This is a genomic window from Thalassolituus hydrocarboniclasticus, from assembly GCF_025345565.1.
Taxonomy (GTDB): Bacteria; Pseudomonadota; Gammaproteobacteria; order Pseudomonadales; family Oceanobacteraceae; genus Venatoribacter; species Venatoribacter hydrocarboniclasticus.
The window spans coordinates 207,285-227,108 of record NZ_CP054475.1 but is presented as its reverse complement, the minus strand read 5'-3'; the positions used below and the strand labels follow the sequence as shown (position 1 = coordinate 227,108).

Here is a 19,824-nt window from a genome sequence, read left to right as displayed (position 1 = left end):
CCGCAGAATCTGCGGCTTTTTTATGTGTGGAAATCATTGCTCGCTCCCAAGCTCCGCGTGGGAGCCAGAGTGAGTGGGAACGGCTTTCAGCCGTGATCAAGGTGCGCTCATTAAACCGCTTCCGCTTCGCTATAAATCCCCTGCACCGAATTCAGCGTATGCCAGTACAACACCGGGCCGCTTGCCGTTGCCAGTTCATCGCGCAAGGCCGCCAGCGCTTTAGCGGTGTAAGTGCATTCTGACTGCACGGTTAAACCATCGGCCCAGCGCTGCTTACGGAACCATTGCTCAGCCTGATTACCGGCCGCCGAGGCAACGCCATAACCTTCACCATAATACTGGTCGAGCAGTACCGGTTGCGGAATATTGAATGGCGGAATGCCGCCCTGCAAACGCAGTAAATATTGCTGCGTCTGCTGCATTAATTGTTTCACCGTCGCCACGGTACAGGCGGGAAAAGGGCCAAGATACGTAGGCGCCACGCGCACACCTATAACCCGCGATGGCAGACCGGCAAGCGCCACGCCCAACGTCAGACCGGCTAAGGTCGCACTGGAGCCCACCGGGCAAATAATGGTTTCAGGCAGCGGGCATTCACCCCGTTCAATCTGCTCACGTAATTCAAACACAGCATCAATAAAAGCAATCACGCCCTGCAGCGACGAGCCTCCGGCAAATAAATATTCGGTCTGTTTGCGGCGTAATAGCCGGTCACGGATCTGCAGAGTATAAAAACGCAGCACGGTATTCAGCAGGCTGCCGCTATAACGCAGCGTCGCGCCATAGCGCTGCATCACCTGCCGGTTTTTCCTGACCGATTCACTCTCCGGCTGATCAAAAAGAAGGATTTCGCAATCAATGCCCAGCGCTTTACTGTGCACCGCACAGGCCACGCCGTGATTGGTACCGGTGCCGCCAAAGGTCAGCAGGCGGTTTTTTCCTTCTGCCTGCATTTTGCCGAAAATCAACGCCAGCTTGCGGCTTTTATTACCGCCATAAACCGCATTGGTTAAGTCATCGTGTTTCAGCCAGAGTTGCGGCGTATCGAGGCTATGGGTAACAGGTGTCGGAATCTGCTGGCCGGGAATATCCGCCAGCGGAATGCGCTTCTGCAGCGCAGGATAAGCATTGAATAAAGGAGATAAAGACACCAGCAGACTCCGGCCAAAAGTGCATTGTAAGACGATGGTGCAATCTTCCGCAGGTCTTACAATGCCAATGGTGCTGCTGCTCTGAAATTAAGCTCAGAAAATTAAGGCCAGGGATAATCCGCGACCGGCAGTCCCATCGCCTGCAGTTCCGCGACAACGATGCGGCGGTATTTCACCACATCGCCGACGTTCGTTTGTCTCAGTCTGGCCACTTCCTCTGCGCTGAACGGCTGGAAATTTGCCCGCAGGGAAGTCCCGCCCCAGCGCTGCATGATGTAATTCATCACCTCGGCAATTTCATTATCACTCAGACTGGCGCCCACCACGCCGGGTACGTGCATCAGATATTCACGACCGCGTTCGGTTTCGGCAAACGAGGCAACGTAATTATTAAAATCGGGAATACCGCCCACCGGAGAACCTGCGCCATCCGGACGATGACAGCCCAGACAACGCAGCACATAATTGGCCTGCGGGCTGAGTTCACCCTGCGGTGCCGGAGCTGGCTTTACCTGCGCAACATCATCGGCGGCCTGCGCATAAACGCAGGAACCGGCTGACAGTGCCAGCAGCAGGCTGCTGCGCAATAACCAGCCCGCTGCCATTTTTTTGCGCATTTTCCCGTCTTGTTTATTGTGCATTTTTCCGTACTCCGCGCAGCTGGCTGTGAGACTGAGGCGTGCTGCGGGCGTACTCCAACACCTCATCAGCCAGCACTGCATTCAGACCGTTAAGATCGCCCAGCACATAGGCCGCCAGTGCTTTCATTTGCGCGGCCGTTAAATCCGCCTGCGTCGGCATCACCAGGCCGTAATAACCGATGCCATCCACTTCGATAGTGCCGGACAAACCGTTATTTAATACGCCCCAGAAATACGCCGGAGCCTGTTCGGCCAGCGCCGGCCACAGCATGCTGTTCACCAGTGGCGGTGCCAGCCCCGGCGTACCAATACCACCCGGCTGGTGACAGGCCGCACAACGCTGATTAAACAGCGCTTCGCCATCATTCTCAGTTGCTCCGGCAGCAGACACCGGAGCCGCCAGCGCGGCTCCCAGTGCTGCCAGCGAGAGCAGAGATAAGGTGAATTTTTTCAGAACCATCATCTCAGCTCCCGCTTCAGGCGTCTGCCATACCAACCAGCACAGCAACGGTGCAGTGATAACCCTGCGACGCATTGGCCATACACCAGTTAATGTCGTTATGCAGACCCATGCGGTAACCCGGACGCTCCCGTTCGCTGGTAAAGCAGAAGGTGCCGTTGCACTCCACTTTGCCGCAGCAGTCGTTGTACGACACCAGATAGTCTTTATCGTCATTCGGGTTACGGCAGGTGCCGACCCAGGAGACTTTGGACGCTTCGGAACCCGGCGGACAGGTGGTTAATGTGCCGCCACAGTCGTTGCACAGGTTGCCGTCGAGCGCGCAGTAGCGCCAGTATTCACAGGCCGTCGGATCATTCGGATCGGCCGGGGCTTCGTCTTCCGCTTCTCCTGCCCAGGCTTTGCCGGCATTACGGTCAAAGGGCAGGACCGGCAGCATGGCACTGCCCAGCATCAGCATCCCGGCGCGGCTTAAAAAACTGCGGCGGCTGCTGCGCTGTGCGACTTTGCGGGTTAAATTTTCGGTGCCTTTATCCAGGCCGGTTAATACGCTGTCGAAAAATCGTTTCATAGTGATATCTCTTGTTGCCTAAAAATCGTTGCCTACTGAGTGATGCTCAGGAATTGCTTGTTCAGGAGTGGCTTGTTCAGGAATGCTGCTCAAGAAAACTCTGTACCGAGCCAACACCCATTTCCATGGCATTGAACAGGCTCTCAAGCTGCTCGCGGCTGTTGATCAGACCTTTCGAGCGGATCACGCCCTGCTTATCCATCAGCACCGCAAACGGCAGACGCGATACGCGGTAACCCAGCCCCAGTTCGGTCGACAGTACGTATGGAAAATCCTGCAGGCCGACGTGCTGAATAAAGCGCTGGTGTTTTTCTTCTTCACCATCGGAAGCCAGCACCACATCCAGCCAGTCTTTTTCACTGGCTTTTACCGAGCGCAGAATCGGCAGCAGTTTTTTACATACCGGACAGGTCGGCGACAGGAAAAACACCAGCATGGCTTTTTCTTTATCGCGGCCAATATGCACAGCACCACCGGTCAGGCTGTTAAGGGTAAAGGCCGGGGTTAAATCACCGACTTTCGGCCCGGAGTCATTCATCAATGCTCCCATCGGCGCGATACGTTCAAACAACACGCCGATCTGGCGGGCCAGCACAAAAAATGCGAGGGCCAGTGCCATTACGGCAACAAATAAAAGTGCGACAGCAAAATACAAAGCAGTCATAACGACCTCTTAAATTCGTTTCAGTGAGTTGGCCATTTCACGGATGGCCAGCAGGTTGGCGTTCACCTGCTCAAATAACAGGAAGGCGAGCCACATAAAGACAGCAGCAGCGATGGCCACCACGATTTCGGCGCTCTGCAGTGCTTCCGGCAAACCGAGCAATGGCAGCAGAGCGAAGACCATCAGCAGCGCATTGCGCAGCAGCAGGGTTTTGCTCAGCAGTTGCGGAGTACCGCCACAGCCACATTCGATGCGGGTATGACCGCGACGGATATTGATGCCCATAGCGATGGCATATCCCCCGAGCAACAGCGCCGCCAGCACCAGTCCGGCAGCACGGCTGGCACTGAATAACAGCATCAGCACCAGCGCGCCTTCGAGGGCCAGCAAGGCAGCAGCAGCGGGCTTAACCAAAGCTTCCGGCAGCAATTCGTAATCGGCGACAAAGCCCTGAAACTCGAGGAAATCCAGTGCTTTGTGCAGCGCCGCGCGCAGGAATACCAGCAGGGTAAACACCAGCAGCGTGAGGCTCGCCAGTGGCAGTAACTCAGTCATGAGACACCGCCAGCGAGGTGGTCCAACCGGCTTTTTCGTCGGCCGCCGCCTTCTCAAACATAAAGTCGCCATCGCCGCTCAGTACGTACTTGTCGATGGTTTCGTCTTCTTCATTGGAACCGAACAGCACCGGGGTTTTGCCCTCAGTCACACTCAGCGCCACCATATGCGGTGCCGGAGAACGACTGATAAGTTTTTTCTTCTTCAGGCTGTAAGCCCAGATTTCTTCAGAGCCGTTTTTATGGCTGCCGTCATAAGCGCCTGAATGCATCAGCATAAACACCATATCCAGCGTGCTGCTGTAAGCCGTGATGGCATAACCACCCGGAGCCCAGTCACCTTCGATGCCGGCATTCACCTGCAGTTTTTCTTTGATTTTTACGGTTTTGCCACTGTCATCGGCGAGGTACAGGGCACCGCCGAAGGTGGTCAGGATCAGCTCACCGTTTTTACGGCGTTCGCTGTGGATATAAATCGGGTCGGCATCCACATCGAATAATTTGCCCGATGCTTCAACACTGTATTCATTTCCCTTCAGGGTGAAGGTTTTCAGCTGGCCAGTACCGCAGGGCGTGCTGAAACTGGTGCCTTTCAGTGCCGGATAAACGCCGTAACATCCCGGGGTCGGCACTTCAGCAATCACTTCGCGGGCAGCAATATCAATGACCGAAACCGAGGTGGCCGGTGTGGCATTCTGCACATACAGCAGTTTTTCATCGGCGCTTAATTCCAGCAGCTGGGTCATACCAATGGCTTTTACGGCTTTATTAGGCACGATGATTTCTTTCTTGCGGCTCAGGGTTTCTACGTCGTACACCTGCACCACACTTTCTACCGGACCATAGGTAATGCGCTTGGCAAAGTCGGACAGCACGTAGACGGTTTTGCCGTCTTTCGAGACTTTCATCTGCGAAGTAATACCCGCCGGCATCGAGCCTTTATAGTGCAGGTCATCCTGAGCGAAGACGTGAATCTGACTGGCGCCCCCCCAGGCGGCTTCGTTCATAAACACATTCGGTCCGGGCTGAATGGTTTTCTCGACCGTGAAAACTTCCGGCTTAAAGGGTTCTGCCTGTGCCACAGGCATAACCGCCGACAACAGCAGGGTTGCGATGCAGGCCGCCAGCGGTGCCGGAGTGAATACGCGGCGGGAAAGGTTTCTGGTTTTACTTTCTTGCTTGGTTAACGTCATGGTTTACAGCTCTCGTTGTGAGTCTGCAATGCCAGAGCAGCGCTCATGCCAATGCCTGAGCTCAACGCTGAAACATAACCCCAGATGCATACTTCAAGAGGCGAATGCTGACAATTCAGTCAGAATTGTTACCGGCTGTTACCAGATCCGATTAACAATAAAACTATCAGCACCAGAAGGAGGCTGGCCATTTTGCAGGCGGCATCATTGTGGTGCGCTTATCTCTCTGCGCTTATTTCTGCCCGGATCGATAGCTGCCAGAGCCTTTGTCGCCGCCCTTCAGCTGATGGCGAAGCCCTACCCGAAACCCCGGGCATGGGGTATCCTGCGACCTCTGAACGCGGGGGATGTTATGAGTAACTGGCTTGATGCCGTAAAGTGGGACGCCGATGGTCTGGTACCGGCCATTGCGCAGGATTACAAGACCGGCCGTATCCTGATGATGGCCTGGATGAACCGGGAAGCACTGGCGCTGACGGTGCAGGAAAACCGCGCCATCTATTATTCCCGCTCGCGCCAGCAGCTGTGGCGTAAAGGCGAATCTTCCGGCCATGTGCAGCAGCTGCATGAAGTGCGCCTCGACTGTGATGCCGACGTTATCACCCTGCAGGTGGAACAGATTGGCGGTATCGCCTGTCATACCGGCCGCGAAAGCTGCTTCTACCGGGTCTATCAGGACGGCGAATGGGTCAGCGTTGATCCGGTGCTGAAAGATCCGAAAGACATTTATTGATTGCTACTTAACGAAACTGAAACAGCTATGAGCGATATACTTTCCGCCCTCGGCGATATCCTTGAAGAACGTAAGAGCGCGGCCGCCGATTCATCCTATGTGGCCAGCCTGTATCACAAGGGCCTGAACAAGATTCTGGAGAAGGTCGGCGAAGAAGCCACCGAAACCATTCTGGCCGCCAAAGACGCCGAAACCAGTGGCGATAACAGCGATGTTATCTACGAGACCGCCGACCTGTGGTTCCACACCCTGGTGGCACTGGCCAAACTGGGCGAGCGCCCGGAAGCCGTGGTTAACGAACTGGCACGGCGTTTTAATATGTCCGGCCTGGAAGAAAAGGCGTCACGTACGCCCAAGTAAACCGGTACAGACCAGAGAACTGAGAGATTGAGTATGCCGGACTGTCTGTTTTGCCAGATTGTCGCCGGAAAGATTCCGGCCAATGTCGTTTATGAAGATGAGTACCTGCTGGCGTTTCACGATATTGCGCCTAAAGCGGACACCCACCTGCTGGTCATTCCCAAGCGCCATATCGTTAACCTGAATGATCTGAGCGACGCTGATGCCAGCCTGATGAGCCATTTAATGCTCAGCCTGCCGGCCATTGCCCGCACACAAAACCTGACTGGCTTCCGCACCATTACCAATACCGGTAAAGAAGGTGGGCAGGAAGTTTTCCATATGCACTTTCATATACTGGGCGGCGATCAGCTGCCCGGTTTCTGATGTAATTTTTAAATTAAGAATAAGAGGATTTTCCTATGCTCGGCGGAATCAGTATCTGGCAATTATTAATCGTTCTGGCCATCGTCATTATGATTTTCGGTACCAAAAAACTGCGTAACCTGGGTGGCGACCTGGGCGGAGCAATCAAGAGCTTTAAAAAAGCTGTGAATGACGACAGCAGTGCAAAAGCCGATGAAGACGACAGCAAAGAGCCGGCAAAAACACTGGAGCATAAAGAAGGCGCAGCCAAAGACGCCGAATTCAAAAGCACCAACAAAGACCAAGATAAAATCTGATGTTCGATATCGGTTTTCTGGAATTAATGGTAGTAGCCATTCTGGGCCTGCTGGTGCTCGGCCCGGAACGACTGCCAAAAGCAGCCCGCACAGTAGGTCTGTTTCTTGGCCGTATGCGCCGCACCATGAGCAATATCCAGGATGATCTTGAGCGCCAGGTCCGCACCGAAGAATTACGCGAAAAGCTGAAAGACCCTTATGCCACGTTTCTCGATGACGATTCGCCATCGGCTAACAGCATTCAGCCCAAGCCGGACGCAGAGCAAACAGCAGAAAATAAAGCCGCGGAAAACAAAGCCTCTTTGGCACAGGCTCCGCAGCAGCAAGGTCCGCAGCAGCCTGCTGCCAATCCAAAACCTGATAATACCGATGCGTCATCATGACCGATCATGAACAACCCCTGATTGCCCACCTGATCGAACTGCGAAACCGTTTGCTGAAATCGGTACTGGTGGTATTGGTGCTGTTTCTTGGCATGTTTTACTTTGCCAACGACCTGTACCTGATTCTGGTAAAGCCACTGTCAGTATTGCTGCCCGACAGCGGCAATATGATCGCCACCGGTGTAGCCTCGCCTTTTCTGGTGCCGTTTAAACTGACATTGGTTCTGGCGGTGCTGCTGGCCGTGCCTTTTCTGCTGCATCAGGTATGGAGTTTTATTTCTCCGGGTCTGTATCAGCACGAAAAGAAATTCGGTATTCCGTTACTGGTATCCAGCGTTGTCCTGTTTTATACCGGCATCGCCTTTGCCTACTTTGTAGTGCTGCCGCTGGCATTCGGCTTCTTTACCGCCGCCGGGCCGGAAGGCATTTCCTTTATGCCGGACATCAGCAATATTCTCGATTTTATTCTTAAAATCTTTTTTGCTTTTGGCATCGCCTTTGAAATTCCGATCGCGACCTTCCTGATGGTACTCAGCGGTATAACCACCGTGGCTGCCCTGACTGAAAAACGTCCTTATATCTTCGTTGGCTGTTTTGTTGTCGGTATGCTGGTTACGCCACCGGACGTTATCTCCCAGACCATTCTGGCCGTACCTATGTGGCTGCTGTTTGAAGCCGGTGTGCTGGCCTCAAGGTTGATTAAAAAGCCGCAGGAAGATGGCGAAGAAGAGATTCAGGAAAGCTGATTATCCTGACTTTATCGAGCATAAAAAGCCCGGCAACTGCCGGGCTTTTTATTTATTCAGAATGAGGAATATCCTCAGGCCTTCTCCACCAGATAATCAATATACTCATCACGCAGCGTACGCTTCTGCAGCTTGCCCGTAGCCGTATGCGGCAGCTCCTCAACAAACAGGATGTCATCCGGCAGCCACCACTTGGCAACACGGCTTTCCAGATAGTGATAGATATCCTGTTTATCGATATCGCTTTCTTCACTTTTTACAATAAACAGCAACGGCCGCTCATCCCACTTCTGATGACGCACACCAATGACACAGGCTTCTTTTACGTCCGGGTGCCCTACTGCCGCGTTTTCCAGATCGATACTGGAAATCCACTCGCCGCCGGACTTCACAACATCTTTAGCGCGGTCAACAATCTGCAGATAACTGTTTTCATCAATCACGGCGATATCACCGGTATCGAACCATTGTTGACCATTGGCATCGATAAAAAATGAATCGGGTTTTTCATCTTTATAATACGCCGTTAACACCCAGGGGCCGCGTACACGTAAATAACCACGCGATGTTCCATCGTGTGGCAGCGGCTGATCATCTTCTCCAAAAATTTCCAGCTCGATACCAAACATTGGCCGGCCGGCGGTGGTCTGCAGGCGATAGCGTTCATCGTCGCTCATTTTCTGCATCGCTTTGGTTGGTGCACCGAGCGTCGCCAGTGGTGAGGTTTCGGTCATGCCCCAGATTGGTAATAAATACACGCCGTATTCTTTATCCAGTGTTTCCACCAACGATTTTGGTGAGGCTGAGCCACCAACGCCGACGGTTTTAACCGAGTCCATGCGTTTATTGTTACGTTTTAAATAATCGATCAGACCCAGCCAAACCGTTGGTACACCCAGCATTAAATCCACTTCGGCCAGCTCGATTAATTCATGCAGACTCTGGCCATCCATACCGTCACCAGGCAATACCAGCGTTGCACCGCTCATCGGCGCGATATAAGGCATACCCCAAGCGCAGACGTGGTACATAGGCACCACCGGCATCACTACCGAATCGGCAGAAACATTCAGTGCATCCGGATTACGGCTGGCATAGGCATGCAGCACCGTGGAGGCATGGGAATACAACACACCTTTAGGGTTGCCGGTAGTGCCCGAGGTGTAACACAGGCCGGAGGCGGTATCCTGCGGAAAACGCGGCCACACCAACTCATCACTCTGTGCTGTCATTAAATCTTCATAATTAATGGCATTTGGCAGGCTGGTTTGCGGCATCTGGTCGGCGTCGATCATAAAGATAAAGCCTTTGACCGAGGTTAATTTATCCGCCACCGGTTCCAGTAATTTTGCGAAGCAGGCATCCAGAAAGACATAACAGTCTTCGGCATGATTAATGATGTATTCCACCTGCTCAGTATAAAGCCGTGGATTAACGGTATGACAGATGGCACCGATACCGGAGATCGCGTAATAACATTCAAAATGGCGATAGCCGTTCCAGGCCAGTGTCGCCACCCGGTCACCGGGCTGAACGCCTAGAGCCAGCAATGCATTGGCCAGTTGCTTGCTGCGTTTTAACGCATCGCGGTAGGTATAGCGGTGGATATCACCTTCCAGCCGGCGACTGATAATTTCACGCGCACCATGATGCGCAGCAGCGTATTCCAGCAGGTCGGAAATAATCAGTGGCTGAGTCATCATCTGACCGCTTTGGGCAAGGGCGAAAGAAGAAGCAGTGAGTGTCATAATGCGTTCCATGGCAAGTTGTTTGTTCCAGCTTAAAAGCCTTAGCGCCCGTTAGCCAGAGGCAACGGCCGCTTTGTTAGCGTGTCTCCTCCCATAGAATGAGATGCCAGGTATTTTTCACAACGGCTAAGCCACCCACCATGATGCATTCATCATTTTGCAACAAAACGGGCAGCCGCGGCTGATCATTTTTTGTATGATGCTTTTTTGCTCCGGCATGCGCCCGGCAGACAACATGACCACTCTTACGGAAAGGATATTCCGATGCTTTTAATCTTTCAGATCATAACCACCATGATGCTGCTGTTCTGGCCAATGGTCATGATGATGTCGCCGATGGCATTTGATGCACCGGGTTCAGAAAATAACCGCGAACATATCATCGGGATGATGATTTTCCTGTGTTATCCCATTCCGTTATGCGCGCTGTACTGGATATTCGGTGCCGAGCTGTTCGGTATTTCCGGCCGTACCCTGACCCTGGGCGCCACCGTTATTATCGTGCTGGCAATGAGTGTATTCGGCTACGGCTCGCTGCTGAAAAACGCTTTAAACGGCATCGCCAGCAGTGGTTATTCCAACGTCAATAATCAGGTGTATTACAACGCCCGCCCGGTTGCCGGGGCCGACAGCGAAACCTTTGAGGTGCTGGGTAACAATTATTATTCCCAAGGTTATGCGCGCGACAATAAACAGGTGTATTTCCGCGGAGAGCTGCTGGCAGATGCCGACGTGGCCTCGTTCCGGCCGCTGGACAGTGACGAGGAATACTGGGTCGATAACCAAAAGATTTACCTCGGTGGCAAGGCCATTCCCGGTGCTGACCCGGCACAGTTCAAACGGGTGCCGGATGCCTGGGGCAGCCCGTCCGCCTATGCCCTGTCCGGCACCACGCTGTATTATGATGCCAGGCGCATTGGCGAAGTGAATCCGGATGAAATCAGTATTGTTACGCCGTTTCTGGCCAAAGACAGTCAGCGCATTTATTATCAGGAAACAACCATCCTGCCGATGGCCGATGCGCCGAGCTTTGCGCTGTTACCCGATACCGATCGTCATGCCCGCGACCGCTCAGTCGTGTACGACCTGATTGGCGACCGTTCAGCACCGATTGCCGGGGCTGATCCGGCAACGATAGAAGTACTGAACCGCGGCTATCTGAAAGACGCCAATCATATCTACCACTACAAGAGCTATGACCCGACGCAGATACTGCACGATGTCGATTACGACAGCTTTGTGGTCACCGACTGGGATGACGAAACCGAGTCCGAAGCCCGTGACCGCTATGCGTTATATATGAACGGCAAGGTTGTAAAACAACTCGCCGAAAAAGCTGCGCAATAATGCGCTGAATAAAAAAGGGCAGCTAAAGCTGCCCTTTTTTATGCGGTGATTGCCGGAAGCTTAAGCACGCTCTACCGCCAGAGCCACACCCATACCGCCACCGATACACAGGGTTGCCAGACCTTTTTTCGCATCACGACGCATCATTTCATGCAGCAGCGATACAAAAATACGGCAACCTGATGCACCAATCGGGTGACCCAGAGCGATAGCACCGCCATTAACGTTGATTTTGTCTGCATCCCAGCCCAGACCTTTATTAACCGACAGCGCCTGCACGGCAAATGCTTCGTTTGCTTCGACCAGATCCAGATCGGCCAGAGTCCAGCCGGCTTTTTCCAGACACTTTTTAGTTGCCGGAATCGGGCCGGTACCCATGATTTTCGGATCAACACCGGCATTGGCATAGGCTTTGATGGTGGCCAGAATCGGCAGGCCCAGCGCTTCGGCCTTCTCACGGCTGGCCAGCATCACAGCGGCGGCACCATCATTCAGCGAAGAGGCATTACCCGCAGTAACGCTGCCGTCTTTCTTAAAGGCCGGACGCATTTCAGCCAGCTTGGCAGCCGTGGTGCCAGCACGTGGGTTTTCGTCGGTATCGAATACCTTAGGGTCGCCTTTACGCTGTGGAATGACCACCGGAGTGATTTCATCTTTGAATTTACCAGCAGCAATTGCGGCCAGTGCTTTTTCCTGTGAAGCGGCGGCAAATGCGTCCTGCTCTTCACGGGAAATCTGATACTCATCAGCGATATTTTCGGCGGTGATACCCATGTGGTAATCGTTAAACGCATCCCACAGGCCATCCACAATCATGGTGTCGACCATGTTCCACGGCCCCATACGCTGACCGTTACGTGAATTTGGCAGAGCGTGGGGCGCATTGGACATAGATTCCTGACCACCGGCAATAATCAGATCTGCATCACCGGCTTTAATCGCCTGAGCCGCCAGATGCAGTGCCTTCAGACCGGAGCCACACACTTTGTTAATGGTCATTGCCGGCGTGGTATCGGCCAGACCACCTTTGATCGCCGCCTGACGTGCCGGGTTCTGGCCCGCTGCGGCGGTTAATACCTGGCCCATCAGCACTTCATCGACTTCGGCCGGATTGATGCCGGTTTTTTCCAGCAATGAACGGATTACCGTCGCACCCAGATCCACCGCCTGAACACTGGCCAGTGAGCCGGCAAATGAGCCGATAGCGGTACGGGTAGCGGCAACGATTACTACGTCAGTCATAGAAATTCTCCAGAATATGAGGGCCTGCATTGAGTAGCACAGCGAGGATGACGAATTCATGAACCTCAGCCGCTAATTCAGTCCAACGGCTGGCGCTTGTCCTCTTTGTCGGGTGCAGTAAAACCGGACGCCGGGCAGGTGCAGGCGCGCCATTATACCCGAAAGATGGCTTAACGCCGTCCGCCATTGGTGCAGGTCAGGAACAGGCCTTGTGCGCACGGGCCATAAATGACACGACTGGCACTGACGGCGTTTAAGAGTTATGGCGTTAAGAAAGACGGCGGATCAGGCGTCGCGGTCTACGCGGTCAAGGGCGCCCACATCCAGTACCGGCGAAGCGTCGATATGCTGGGCGTCCATCATATAGGCCACCCGCTCGAGCGAGCTGAGAATCATCGTCTGTTCCCAGTCGTGCAGATCCTGATACTGCTGCACAAAGCTTTCCTGCAGTGGTTTCGGGGCATTCAGCAACACCGCATCCGCCTCCGGCGTCAGATACACATAAACCTTGCGCTTGTCGGCGCTGCCGCGCTCGCGCTTAACAAAACCGCGTTTTTCCAAACGGTCGATAATGGTGGTTACCGTCGCCTGCGACAGGCTCACACGCTGGGCAACCTCACCCACCGTTAATTCGGTGTGCTGACGCAGCAACTGCAGAATCAATAACTGCGGCGCGGTCAGACCAGCAATCTTGCTCAGCTGGCGAGAGTGCAGATCGGTGGCGCGGATAATACGGCGCAGGGCAACCAGCACCTCATCGTAACGGTTCATGTCGTTGTCCGGATCATTCTGATAAGAGCCGATTCTAACATCGTTAGGGTTCAAAACATTCATTATCCATCGGCCTCCGGCAGTTTTCCCAGCTGATCGGCATTAAGAGCAACAAGCAACTCATCACCCTGCTGATAAGTCCCCAGAATCAGTGCCTGCGCCTGCGCTGGCGGCTCAATATCCGATTCATTGAGTTCTATGATTTCCTGCACCTGATCAATCACCATGCCGACCACTTCATGCTCCAGTTCCAGCGTCATGATACGGCTGTCATCCGTGGCTTCCTGAGCAGCCAGCCCCAGCAGCGCCCGGCCATCCAGTACTGTGACCACATCGCCGCGCTGATTAATGATGCCCGACACCACCGCCGGGGCACCGGGAACAGGCTCCGGCGGCTGAAAGTGTGCGACTTCACGCACCTGGCGCACCGGCAGGCAGTAACAGGTTTCATCCAGGCGGAATGTGAGCCATTTCTGAGCGTTCATCAGCTCACCTCATTTTATTTAGAGTTGTAAATAAATTACCACGATGCTAAATTGTTTAGGGTTCTAAGTAAATGGCAGTTGCCGTAATGATTAATTCTTAGCCAAACTGAATAAAATTCAGGCTGATTGATCGGTACGTGGCAACTGAAAGCAAGAAATGGATACTTTTTCGACAGAAACGTCAGAAAAAAACATTACAGATCAAAACAATATTACCTTCCGGAAGCCTGCAGCAACCGACGGCCATGCCGTTTTCTCCCTGGTTGAGCGCTGCAAGCCTTTAGATGTCAATTCAATGTACTGCAACCTGCTGCAGTGTTCGCACTTTGCCGACACGGCCATCGTGGCAGAACAGAACGGCGACATGGTCGGTTTTATCTCCGGCTATCGCCTGCCGCACCAGCCCGACACGCTGTTCGTCTGGCAGGTTGCGGTCGACAGCAAAGCCCGCGGTCAGGGTCTTGCCAGTCGCATGCTGCACGCGCTGCTTAAGCGCCATCAACACGTTGTGCATCACCTGCACACCAGTATCACACCGGGCAATGATGCCTCGTGGAATACCTTCCGTCGTCTGGCTCACAGCCTTGGCGCCCCTCTCCAGACCAGCGAACTGTTTGACCGCGAACAACACTTTGGCGGTGCTCACGACAGCGAAACGCTGGTTCATATTGGTCCCTTCATGCTTTTTGCACAGGAGTAAAAAACACCATGGATATCTATCACGAACTCGAATCCAACGTGCGTGGCTACTGCCGCTCTTTTCCGGTGACTTTCACCAAGGCACAGAACGCCATCCTCACTGACAACGAAGGCAATGAATACATCGACTTCCTCGGTGGCGCCGGCACGCTGAACTACGGGCACAACAACCCTGTATTTAAGAAAGCACTGCTGGAATACATCGAGTCGGACAGCATCACCCATGGTCTGGACATGCATACCGAGGCGAAAACAGCGTTCCTGCAGAGCTTCAACGAGCGCATCCTCAAGCCGCGTAAAATGAAGTACAAAGTGCAGTTTACCGGCCCGACCGGTACCAATGCGGTGGAAGCGGCACTGAAGATTGCGCGCAAAAATACCGGCCGTCAGACCATTGTGTCGTTCACCAATGGTTTCCACGGCGTGACTCAGGGCGCCGCCGCTGTGACTGCCAACAACTACTACAAAAACGCCATCGGCATGCCGCTGCCGGGTGTGCAGTTTATGCCGTACGACGGCTATCTCGGCGATTTCAATACGCTGCACTATTTTGAAAAAGCGCTGCAGGACGGCTCTTCAGGTCTGGGACACCCGGCCGCCGTGATCGTTGAATGTATTCAGGGCGAAGGTGGTCTGAACAGCGCTTCTGCCGCCTGGATGCTGGGCCTGCAGGCACTGTGTAAGCGTTACAACATGCTGCTGATTGTCGACGATATTCAGGCAGGTTGTGGCCGCAGCGGTACCTTCTTCAGCTTTGAAGAATTCGGTATCGAGCCGGACGTTATCACCCTGTCCAAATCCCTCAGCGGTTATGGCCTGCCAATGGCCATTGTGTTACTGAAAGAAAAACTCGATACCTGGAAGCCGGGCGAGCACAACGGTACCTTCCGCGGTAATAACCATGCCTTTATTACCGCGCGCATGGCGCTGGAAACCTACTGGGCAGATGATAGCTTCAGCCAGAGCGTGAAGAAAAAAGCGCAGCTGATCCGCAGCCGCCTGAAAGAAATTCAGGCCGAGCATGGTGGCCAGATGAAGCACAAAGGCCGCGGCATTATGCAGGGTCTGGAGTGTGTGAATGGCCAGGTTGCCAGCCGCATTACCGAACTGGCGTTCAAACGCGGTCTGGTTATTGAAACCAGCGGTTCCGACGGTCAGGTGGTAAAAATCCTGACACCACTGACCATCGAAGAAGACACCCTGAAAGCCGGTCTTGGCATTCTTGCCGAGTGCATCGGCGATGTGATGGCGGAGCAGATTTCCAAAGCCTCCTGAGCATCCCCTCCCGGGGCCGGTTAACACTGATTAAACAGGCCCTGACTGATACTGCCCATCAGAAAACCGCCAGCCGCCGGGAAACCCGGCTGGCGGTTTATCCAACCGATAACGAGTAATCACTATGATCGTAAGAACTCTGGAAGAATGCGAAAACTCCCCACGTAATATCAACGGCGGCAACTGGAAAAGTGTGCGTATGCTGCTGAAAGAAGACAACATGGGCTTCTCCTTCCACATCACCACCATTTTTGCCGGAACCGAAACCCCTATCTGGTATCAGAACCACCTTGAATCGGTGTACTGCATCAGCGGCGAAGGCGAAATCGAAACCACTGCCGACGGCAAGGTTTATCCGATCAAGCCCGGCACCCTGTACGTGCTCGACAAACACGATCAGCACCTGCTGCGCGGTTTCAGCGATATGCAGATGGCCTGTGTCTTTAATCCGCCATTAATCGGCAACGAAGTACACGACAAAGACGGCGTTTATGCACTGGATGCCGACCCTCTGAAAGCCTGGAAGGAGACCCCATGACTCTGCATACGGTAGAAAAAATCGGCGGCACGTCGATGAGTCAGTACCAGGATGTTCTGCACAATATCTGGCTGCGCCCGTACCAGCACCAGACGCAGGGCGAAACCCTGTATCAGCGCGTATTTGTCGTTTCTGCTTACGCTGGCATGACCAATGGTCTGCTCGAGCATAAAAAAAGCGGCGAGCCGGGCGTGTATGCCCTGTTTGCCGAAATGGATGAGAAGCGCCCGTGGCAGGACAAACTGCATGAAGTGCTGAACAACATGCTGGACGTTAATGCCGAAATGTTTGCCCCGGGCAGCATGATGCATAAACGCGCGGACCAGTTTATTCAGGAACGCATGCGTGATGTGCAGGAGTGTCTCGAACATCTCGAAGTGGTGTGCAGCTTCGGCCATTTCCAGCTGGATGATCACCTGCACCGTGTACGCGAAATGCTCAGTGCACTGGGTGAAGCGCACAGTGCGTTTAACTCCGTACAACTGCTGCGCAGCCACGATGTGAACGCGCGCTTTATCGACCTTACCAACTGGCGCTCCGACGAACAGCTGAGTCTGGATGACCATATTGCCCAGGCCTTCAGCGATGTCGATATGAGCACAGAAATGCCCATCGTCACCGGCTACACCCAGTGCCGCGAAGGGCTGATGCGCACCTTTGACCGTGGCTACAGCGAAATGACCTTCAGCAAAATCGCCACCATTACCGGCGCGCGCGAAGCCGTTATTCACAAGGAATACCACTTAAGCACCGCCGACCCTGTGCTGGTTGGTGATGGCAAAGTGCACCCGATCGGCCAGACCAACTACGACGTGGCCGACCAGCTGGCCAACCTCGGGATGGAAGCCATTCACCCGCGTGCCGCCGCCGGGCTGCGCAAACAGAATATTCTGCTGCGCATTAAAAACACCTTTGAGCCGGAACACAGTGGCACTGTGATTCACAGCGACTACTGTAGTAGTACCCCTAAAGTGGAAATTATTGCCGGAACACGTAATGTCTGGGCACTGGAGATTTTCGATCAGGATATGGTCGGCGATCCGTCCTACAGCCAGCGCATGAATGATCTGGTACTGGAATCCGGGGTGCGGGTACTGACCAAAGACTTTAACGCCAACACCGTTACCTTTTATTTAAAAGGTAATAAACGCCGGATTAACTGGCTGATGGAACGCGTACAGCAAGCCTATCAGCAGGCCGATATCCGTGTCGAAAAACTGGCCATGGTCAGCGCCATCGGCAGCGACATGAAAATTACCGGTCTGTTGCAAAAGGCCGCCGGAGCACTGTCCGATGCCGGGGTGAATATTCACTCGGTACACCAGGCCATGCGTCAGGTGGACATCATGTTCCTGGTCAGCGACAGCGACTACGCCAGTGCTGTAAAAGCACTTCATTCAAAACTGATTGAGCAATCCGATACATGGCCAGACCAAAAAACCGCCTGACCCTGACTTTATTGCTGAGCATCAGCACCTTCTGTGCAGCCCTGGCCATGCCAGCGGCTGCACAGTCCGTTGACAGCGACGATAAAAAACAGCAACAGAACGACCAGCAGGCAGAGCAGACGATCGAAGAATTACAGGCGCCGCTGTACAGCGCTTTTACCGAACGCTATCTGCTCGATGAGGTTAAAAATCTGCGTCAGCAGATTGCTGATGCGCGGGTTGAACTGACCGAAAAAATTGTCGATAAAGAAATTGATGTATCCAGTAAGGCGCTGACCTACGCCACCGATACCGTCACCTATTTTTTCTATCTGATTGCCGGCGCTTCCACACTGTTGGTATTAATTGGCTGGAATTCATTACGTGATATCAAAGAACGGGTTGGCGCTTTTGCCAACGACGAAATCCGCCGTATCACCGCCAGCTATGAAAAACGTCTGGATAAACTCGAAGACGAACTGCACCGAAAATCACGGCACATTGCCCAGGCGCAGGAAGAAATTGAGCTGACCAACGAAATTCATTCGCTGTGGCTGAAAGCCTCACAGGAAAATACACCGCAGAGCAAAATCGCCATTTACGATCAGATTCTGCAACTGCGCCCGGACGACGTAGAAGCCCTGACTTACAAAGCCGATGCCGCGTTATTACTGGGTCAGGCACAATGGGCAACCAGCCTTGCCAACCGCGCCCTGGAAGTCGACCCGGAAAACAGCCACGCGCTCTATCAGCGTGCCTGTGCCCATGCCGAAAGCGGTGCAACCGAAGAAGCCCTGCGCGACCTGCAGAACGCCATCGATAAAGCCGACTCACTGCGCTTACAGGCTGGCCGCGATATCAGCTTTGAAAGCCTGCTGCAGAATGAGCGTTTTCTGGAAATGGTGGTACTGCCGCCAGATGAAGACGATGAAGAGAACAGCTGAGTAAGCAGAGAAAAAGACTGCAGCAAAAACCGGAAAAATTCAGACCGGGCGGTCTGAACTTTACTCCGTCAAAAAAAGCGCCAGCAGTTCATTCAGATATTGCTGGCCTTTTTCGGTTGGATAAATACGTTTATCCACATTTAATAAACCCAGCTGCTGAGCTTTTGCCACAGGCTCTGCCACAGCATCCAGTGTCAGGCCGGTGCGGTATTCAAAATCCTCGACCAGCATACCTTCACGCAGGCGCAGGCCATTCATTAAACATTCCAGACCAATATCTTCCGGCTCAATGGTTTGCTTACCGGTCAGGAAGGTTTTATCCGGATTGAGATAATCCCGTGGCAGGCGGGTTTTCTGCGTGCGGTAAATTACGTTGGCATCGGCCAGAGTGATTTTGCCGTGCGCTCCGGCGCCAATGCCAAGGTAATCGCCAAACTGCCAGTAATTCAGATTATGTTTCGAGGCTTTGCCCGGCTGGCAATGCGCCGATATTTCGTAGTGGTCAAAACCGTGCTCCGCCAGTAATACCAGCCCCGCTTCCTGAATATCCCATAAGGCATCGTCTTCCGGTAACTGCGGCGGACGTTTATAAAATTCGGTATTGGGTTCGATGGTCAGCTGGTACCAGGATAAATGCGTCGGCTTAAACGCCAGTGCCTGTTGCAAATCGTCCAGCGCCTGTTCGACCGTTTGCCCCGGCAGACCATGCATTAAATCGAGGTTAAAATTATCAAAACCGGCTTTTTTCGCCAGTTTAATCGCCCGCAGTGCCTGCTCGCGGTCATGTACCCGACCAAGCTTCTGCAGATGTTCCGGCTGAAAGCTCTGAATGCCGATGGATAAACGGTTAATTCCCAGCTTGCGGTAAGCAGCGAATTTTTCAGCTTCAAAGGTACCCGGATTGGCTTCGAGGGTAATTTCAATATCTTTGGCAAAGGTCAGGCGCTGCTTCAGTCCTTTAAACAGCGCTTCGTAAGCCCTGGCCGACAACAGGCTGGGCGTGCCGCCGCCAAAGAAAATGCTGTGAATCTCACGCCCCTGCACCCAGCGCAGGTCTTCATCCAGATCGGCCAGTAAGGCACGGATATATTCCCGCTCCGGCAGGTCGCCGTCGGCCTGATGCGAATTGAAATCGCAGTACGGGCACTTACGGATACACCAGGGAACGTGGATATACAGACTCAGCGGCGGCAGATGCAGCATAGCGTGATTACTTCCTTAAATTCCGGC

24 protein-coding genes are annotated in these 19,824 nt (G+C 53.5%); 12 read left to right on the top strand and 12 right to left on the bottom strand.

Annotated features, from left to right (window positions below):
- Positions 1-110: 110 nt before the first annotated feature.
- From HUF19_RS01045 to HUF19_RS01015, 7 genes are all read right to left on the bottom strand, one after another.
- Entirely contained in the window at positions 111-1,151 is a 1,041-nt protein-coding gene (locus HUF19_RS01045; RefSeq protein WP_260998104.1) for a 1-aminocyclopropane-1-carboxylate deaminase/D-cysteine desulfhydrase, read from the bottom strand.
- A gap of 101 nt (positions 1,152-1,252) precedes the next feature.
- Positions 1,253-1,768 (bottom strand): c-type cytochrome, encoded by a 516-nt coding sequence (locus HUF19_RS01040; protein ID WP_260998103.1) that lies wholly within the window; start codon positions 1,766-1,768, stop codon positions 1,253-1,255.
- Between the two features lie 13 nt (positions 1,769-1,781).
- Positions 1,782-2,255 carry a c-type cytochrome gene (locus HUF19_RS01035; RefSeq protein ID WP_260998102.1) on the bottom strand — a complete coding sequence of 158 codons (474 nt, stop codon included), beginning with the start codon at positions 2,253-2,255 and terminating at the stop codon, positions 1,782-1,784.
- 13 nt (positions 2,256-2,268) lie between these two features.
- Positions 2,269-2,823 (bottom strand): methylamine dehydrogenase light chain, encoded by a 555-nt coding sequence (locus HUF19_RS01030; protein WP_260974686.1) that lies wholly within the window; start codon positions 2,821-2,823, stop codon positions 2,269-2,271.
- A 76-nt stretch (positions 2,824-2,899) separates the two neighbouring features.
- Positions 2,900-3,487, bottom strand: a complete 588-nt coding sequence (mauD, locus tag HUF19_RS01025) for a methylamine dehydrogenase accessory protein MauD (protein ID WP_260998101.1) — start codon at positions 3,485-3,487, stop codon at positions 2,900-2,902.
- Positions 3,488-3,496: 9 nt separating this feature from the next.
- The gene (locus HUF19_RS01020; RefSeq protein WP_260974688.1) at positions 3,497-4,042 is read right to left on the bottom strand and encodes a MauE/DoxX family redox-associated membrane protein; all 546 of its coding nucleotides are present in this window, start codon (positions 4,040-4,042) and stop codon (positions 3,497-3,499) included.
- Positions 4,035-5,234: an amine dehydrogenase large subunit gene (locus HUF19_RS01015; protein WP_260998100.1), complete on the bottom strand. Its 1,200-nt coding sequence runs from the start codon at positions 5,232-5,234 to the stop codon at positions 4,035-4,037. The genes HUF19_RS01020 and HUF19_RS01015 overlap by 8 nt, the downstream gene beginning before the upstream one ends.
- Before the next feature lie 352 nt (positions 5,235-5,586).
- On the opposite strand from HUF19_RS01015, the gene hisI reads away from it, so the two are divergent.
- Genes hisI through tatC form a run of 6 tightly spaced genes read left to right on the top strand, consistent with a single transcriptional unit; the run spans position 5,587 to position 8,118 of the window.
- The gene (gene hisI / locus HUF19_RS01010) at positions 5,587-5,967 is read left to right on the top strand and encodes a phosphoribosyl-AMP cyclohydrolase (protein ID WP_145466946.1); all 381 of its coding nucleotides are present in this window, start codon (positions 5,587-5,589) and stop codon (positions 5,965-5,967) included.
- Positions 5,968-5,994: 27 nt separating this feature from the next.
- On the top strand, positions 5,995-6,327 hold the full coding sequence (locus tag HUF19_RS01005; RefSeq protein ID WP_145466948.1) for a phosphoribosyl-ATP diphosphatase: 333 nt from the start codon (positions 5,995-5,997) through the stop codon (positions 6,325-6,327).
- A 33-nt stretch (positions 6,328-6,360) separates the two neighbouring features.
- On the top strand, positions 6,361-6,693 hold the full coding sequence (locus HUF19_RS01000; RefSeq protein ID WP_260998099.1) for a histidine triad nucleotide-binding protein: 333 nt from the start codon (positions 6,361-6,363) through the stop codon (positions 6,691-6,693).
- 35 nt (positions 6,694-6,728) lie between these two features.
- Positions 6,729-6,989, top strand: coding sequence for a Sec-independent protein translocase subunit TatA (tatA, locus tag HUF19_RS00995; protein WP_145466952.1), 261 nt, complete (start codon positions 6,729-6,731; stop codon positions 6,987-6,989).
- Complete coding sequence (tatB, locus tag HUF19_RS00990) at positions 6,989-7,372, top strand: Sec-independent protein translocase protein TatB (protein ID WP_260998098.1); 384 nt, start codon at positions 6,989-6,991, stop codon at positions 7,370-7,372. The genes tatA and tatB overlap by 1 nt, the downstream gene beginning before the upstream one ends.
- A complete protein-coding gene (gene tatC, locus HUF19_RS00985) occupies positions 7,369-8,118 on the top strand; it encodes a twin-arginine translocase subunit TatC (RefSeq protein WP_225691432.1) in 750 nt (249 codons plus the stop codon). The genes tatB and tatC overlap by 4 nt, the downstream gene beginning before the upstream one ends.
- A gap of 74 nt (positions 8,119-8,192) precedes the next feature.
- Here tatC and HUF19_RS00980 read toward each other — a convergent pair whose 3' ends face one another.
- On the bottom strand, positions 8,193-9,866 hold the full coding sequence (locus tag HUF19_RS00980; RefSeq protein WP_260998097.1) for a long-chain-fatty-acid--CoA ligase: 1,674 nt from the start codon (positions 9,864-9,866) through the stop codon (positions 8,193-8,195).
- Between the two features lie 264 nt (positions 9,867-10,130).
- Between HUF19_RS00980 and HUF19_RS00975 the strand changes: the two genes are divergently transcribed.
- Positions 10,131-11,213, top strand: coding sequence for a DKNYY domain-containing protein (locus HUF19_RS00975; RefSeq protein WP_260998096.1), 1,083 nt, complete (start codon positions 10,131-10,133; stop codon positions 11,211-11,213).
- Between the two features lie 60 nt (positions 11,214-11,273).
- On the opposite strand, the gene HUF19_RS00970 is transcribed toward HUF19_RS00975, so the two are convergent.
- The 3 genes from HUF19_RS00970 to HUF19_RS00960 form a co-directional block, all read right to left on the bottom strand.
- Positions 11,274-12,455 carry an acetyl-CoA C-acetyltransferase gene (locus tag HUF19_RS00970; protein ID WP_225691426.1) on the bottom strand — a complete coding sequence of 394 codons (1,182 nt, stop codon included), beginning with the start codon at positions 12,453-12,455 and terminating at the stop codon, positions 11,274-11,276.
- Between the two features lie 285 nt (positions 12,456-12,740).
- Positions 12,741-13,289 (bottom strand): MarR family winged helix-turn-helix transcriptional regulator, encoded by a 549-nt coding sequence (locus tag HUF19_RS00965; protein WP_328296342.1) that lies wholly within the window; start codon positions 13,287-13,289, stop codon positions 12,741-12,743.
- Positions 13,289-13,711, bottom strand: a complete 423-nt coding sequence (locus tag HUF19_RS00960; RefSeq protein ID WP_260998095.1) for a chemotaxis protein CheW — start codon at positions 13,709-13,711, stop codon at positions 13,289-13,291. Before HUF19_RS00960 ends, HUF19_RS00965 begins: the two co-directional genes overlap by 1 nt.
- A 157-nt stretch (positions 13,712-13,868) precedes the next feature.
- Between HUF19_RS00960 and ectA the strand changes: the two genes are divergently transcribed.
- The 5 genes from ectA to HUF19_RS00935 all read left to right on the top strand — a co-directional run bounded on the left by ectA (position 13,869) and on the right by HUF19_RS00935 (position 18,594).
- Positions 13,869-14,411: a diaminobutyrate acetyltransferase gene (gene ectA, locus HUF19_RS00955; protein WP_145466974.1), complete on the top strand. Its 543-nt coding sequence runs from the start codon at positions 13,869-13,871 to the stop codon at positions 14,409-14,411.
- A gap of 8 nt (positions 14,412-14,419) precedes the next feature.
- Positions 14,420-15,685: a diaminobutyrate--2-oxoglutarate transaminase gene (ectB, locus tag HUF19_RS00950; RefSeq protein WP_230331374.1), complete on the top strand. Its 1,266-nt coding sequence runs from the start codon at positions 14,420-14,422 to the stop codon at positions 15,683-15,685.
- 124 nt (positions 15,686-15,809) lie between these two features.
- Positions 15,810-16,223 (top strand): ectoine synthase, encoded by a 414-nt coding sequence (locus HUF19_RS00945; protein ID WP_260998094.1) that lies wholly within the window; start codon positions 15,810-15,812, stop codon positions 16,221-16,223.
- Positions 16,220-17,671: an aspartate kinase gene (locus HUF19_RS00940; protein ID WP_260998093.1), complete on the top strand. Its 1,452-nt coding sequence runs from the start codon at positions 16,220-16,222 to the stop codon at positions 17,669-17,671. Before HUF19_RS00945 ends, HUF19_RS00940 begins: the two co-directional genes overlap by 4 nt.
- Positions 17,647-18,594 (top strand): tetratricopeptide repeat protein, encoded by a 948-nt coding sequence (locus HUF19_RS00935; RefSeq protein ID WP_260998092.1) that lies wholly within the window; start codon positions 17,647-17,649, stop codon positions 18,592-18,594. Before HUF19_RS00940 ends, HUF19_RS00935 begins: the two co-directional genes overlap by 25 nt.
- A gap of 60 nt (positions 18,595-18,654) precedes the next feature.
- Here the strand turns inward: HUF19_RS00935 and hemW are convergent, their stop codons facing one another.
- Positions 18,655-19,797: a radical SAM family heme chaperone HemW gene (gene hemW / locus HUF19_RS00930; RefSeq protein WP_260998091.1), complete on the bottom strand. Its 1,143-nt coding sequence runs from the start codon at positions 19,795-19,797 to the stop codon at positions 18,655-18,657.
- Positions 19,798-19,824: the final 27 nt, after the last annotated feature.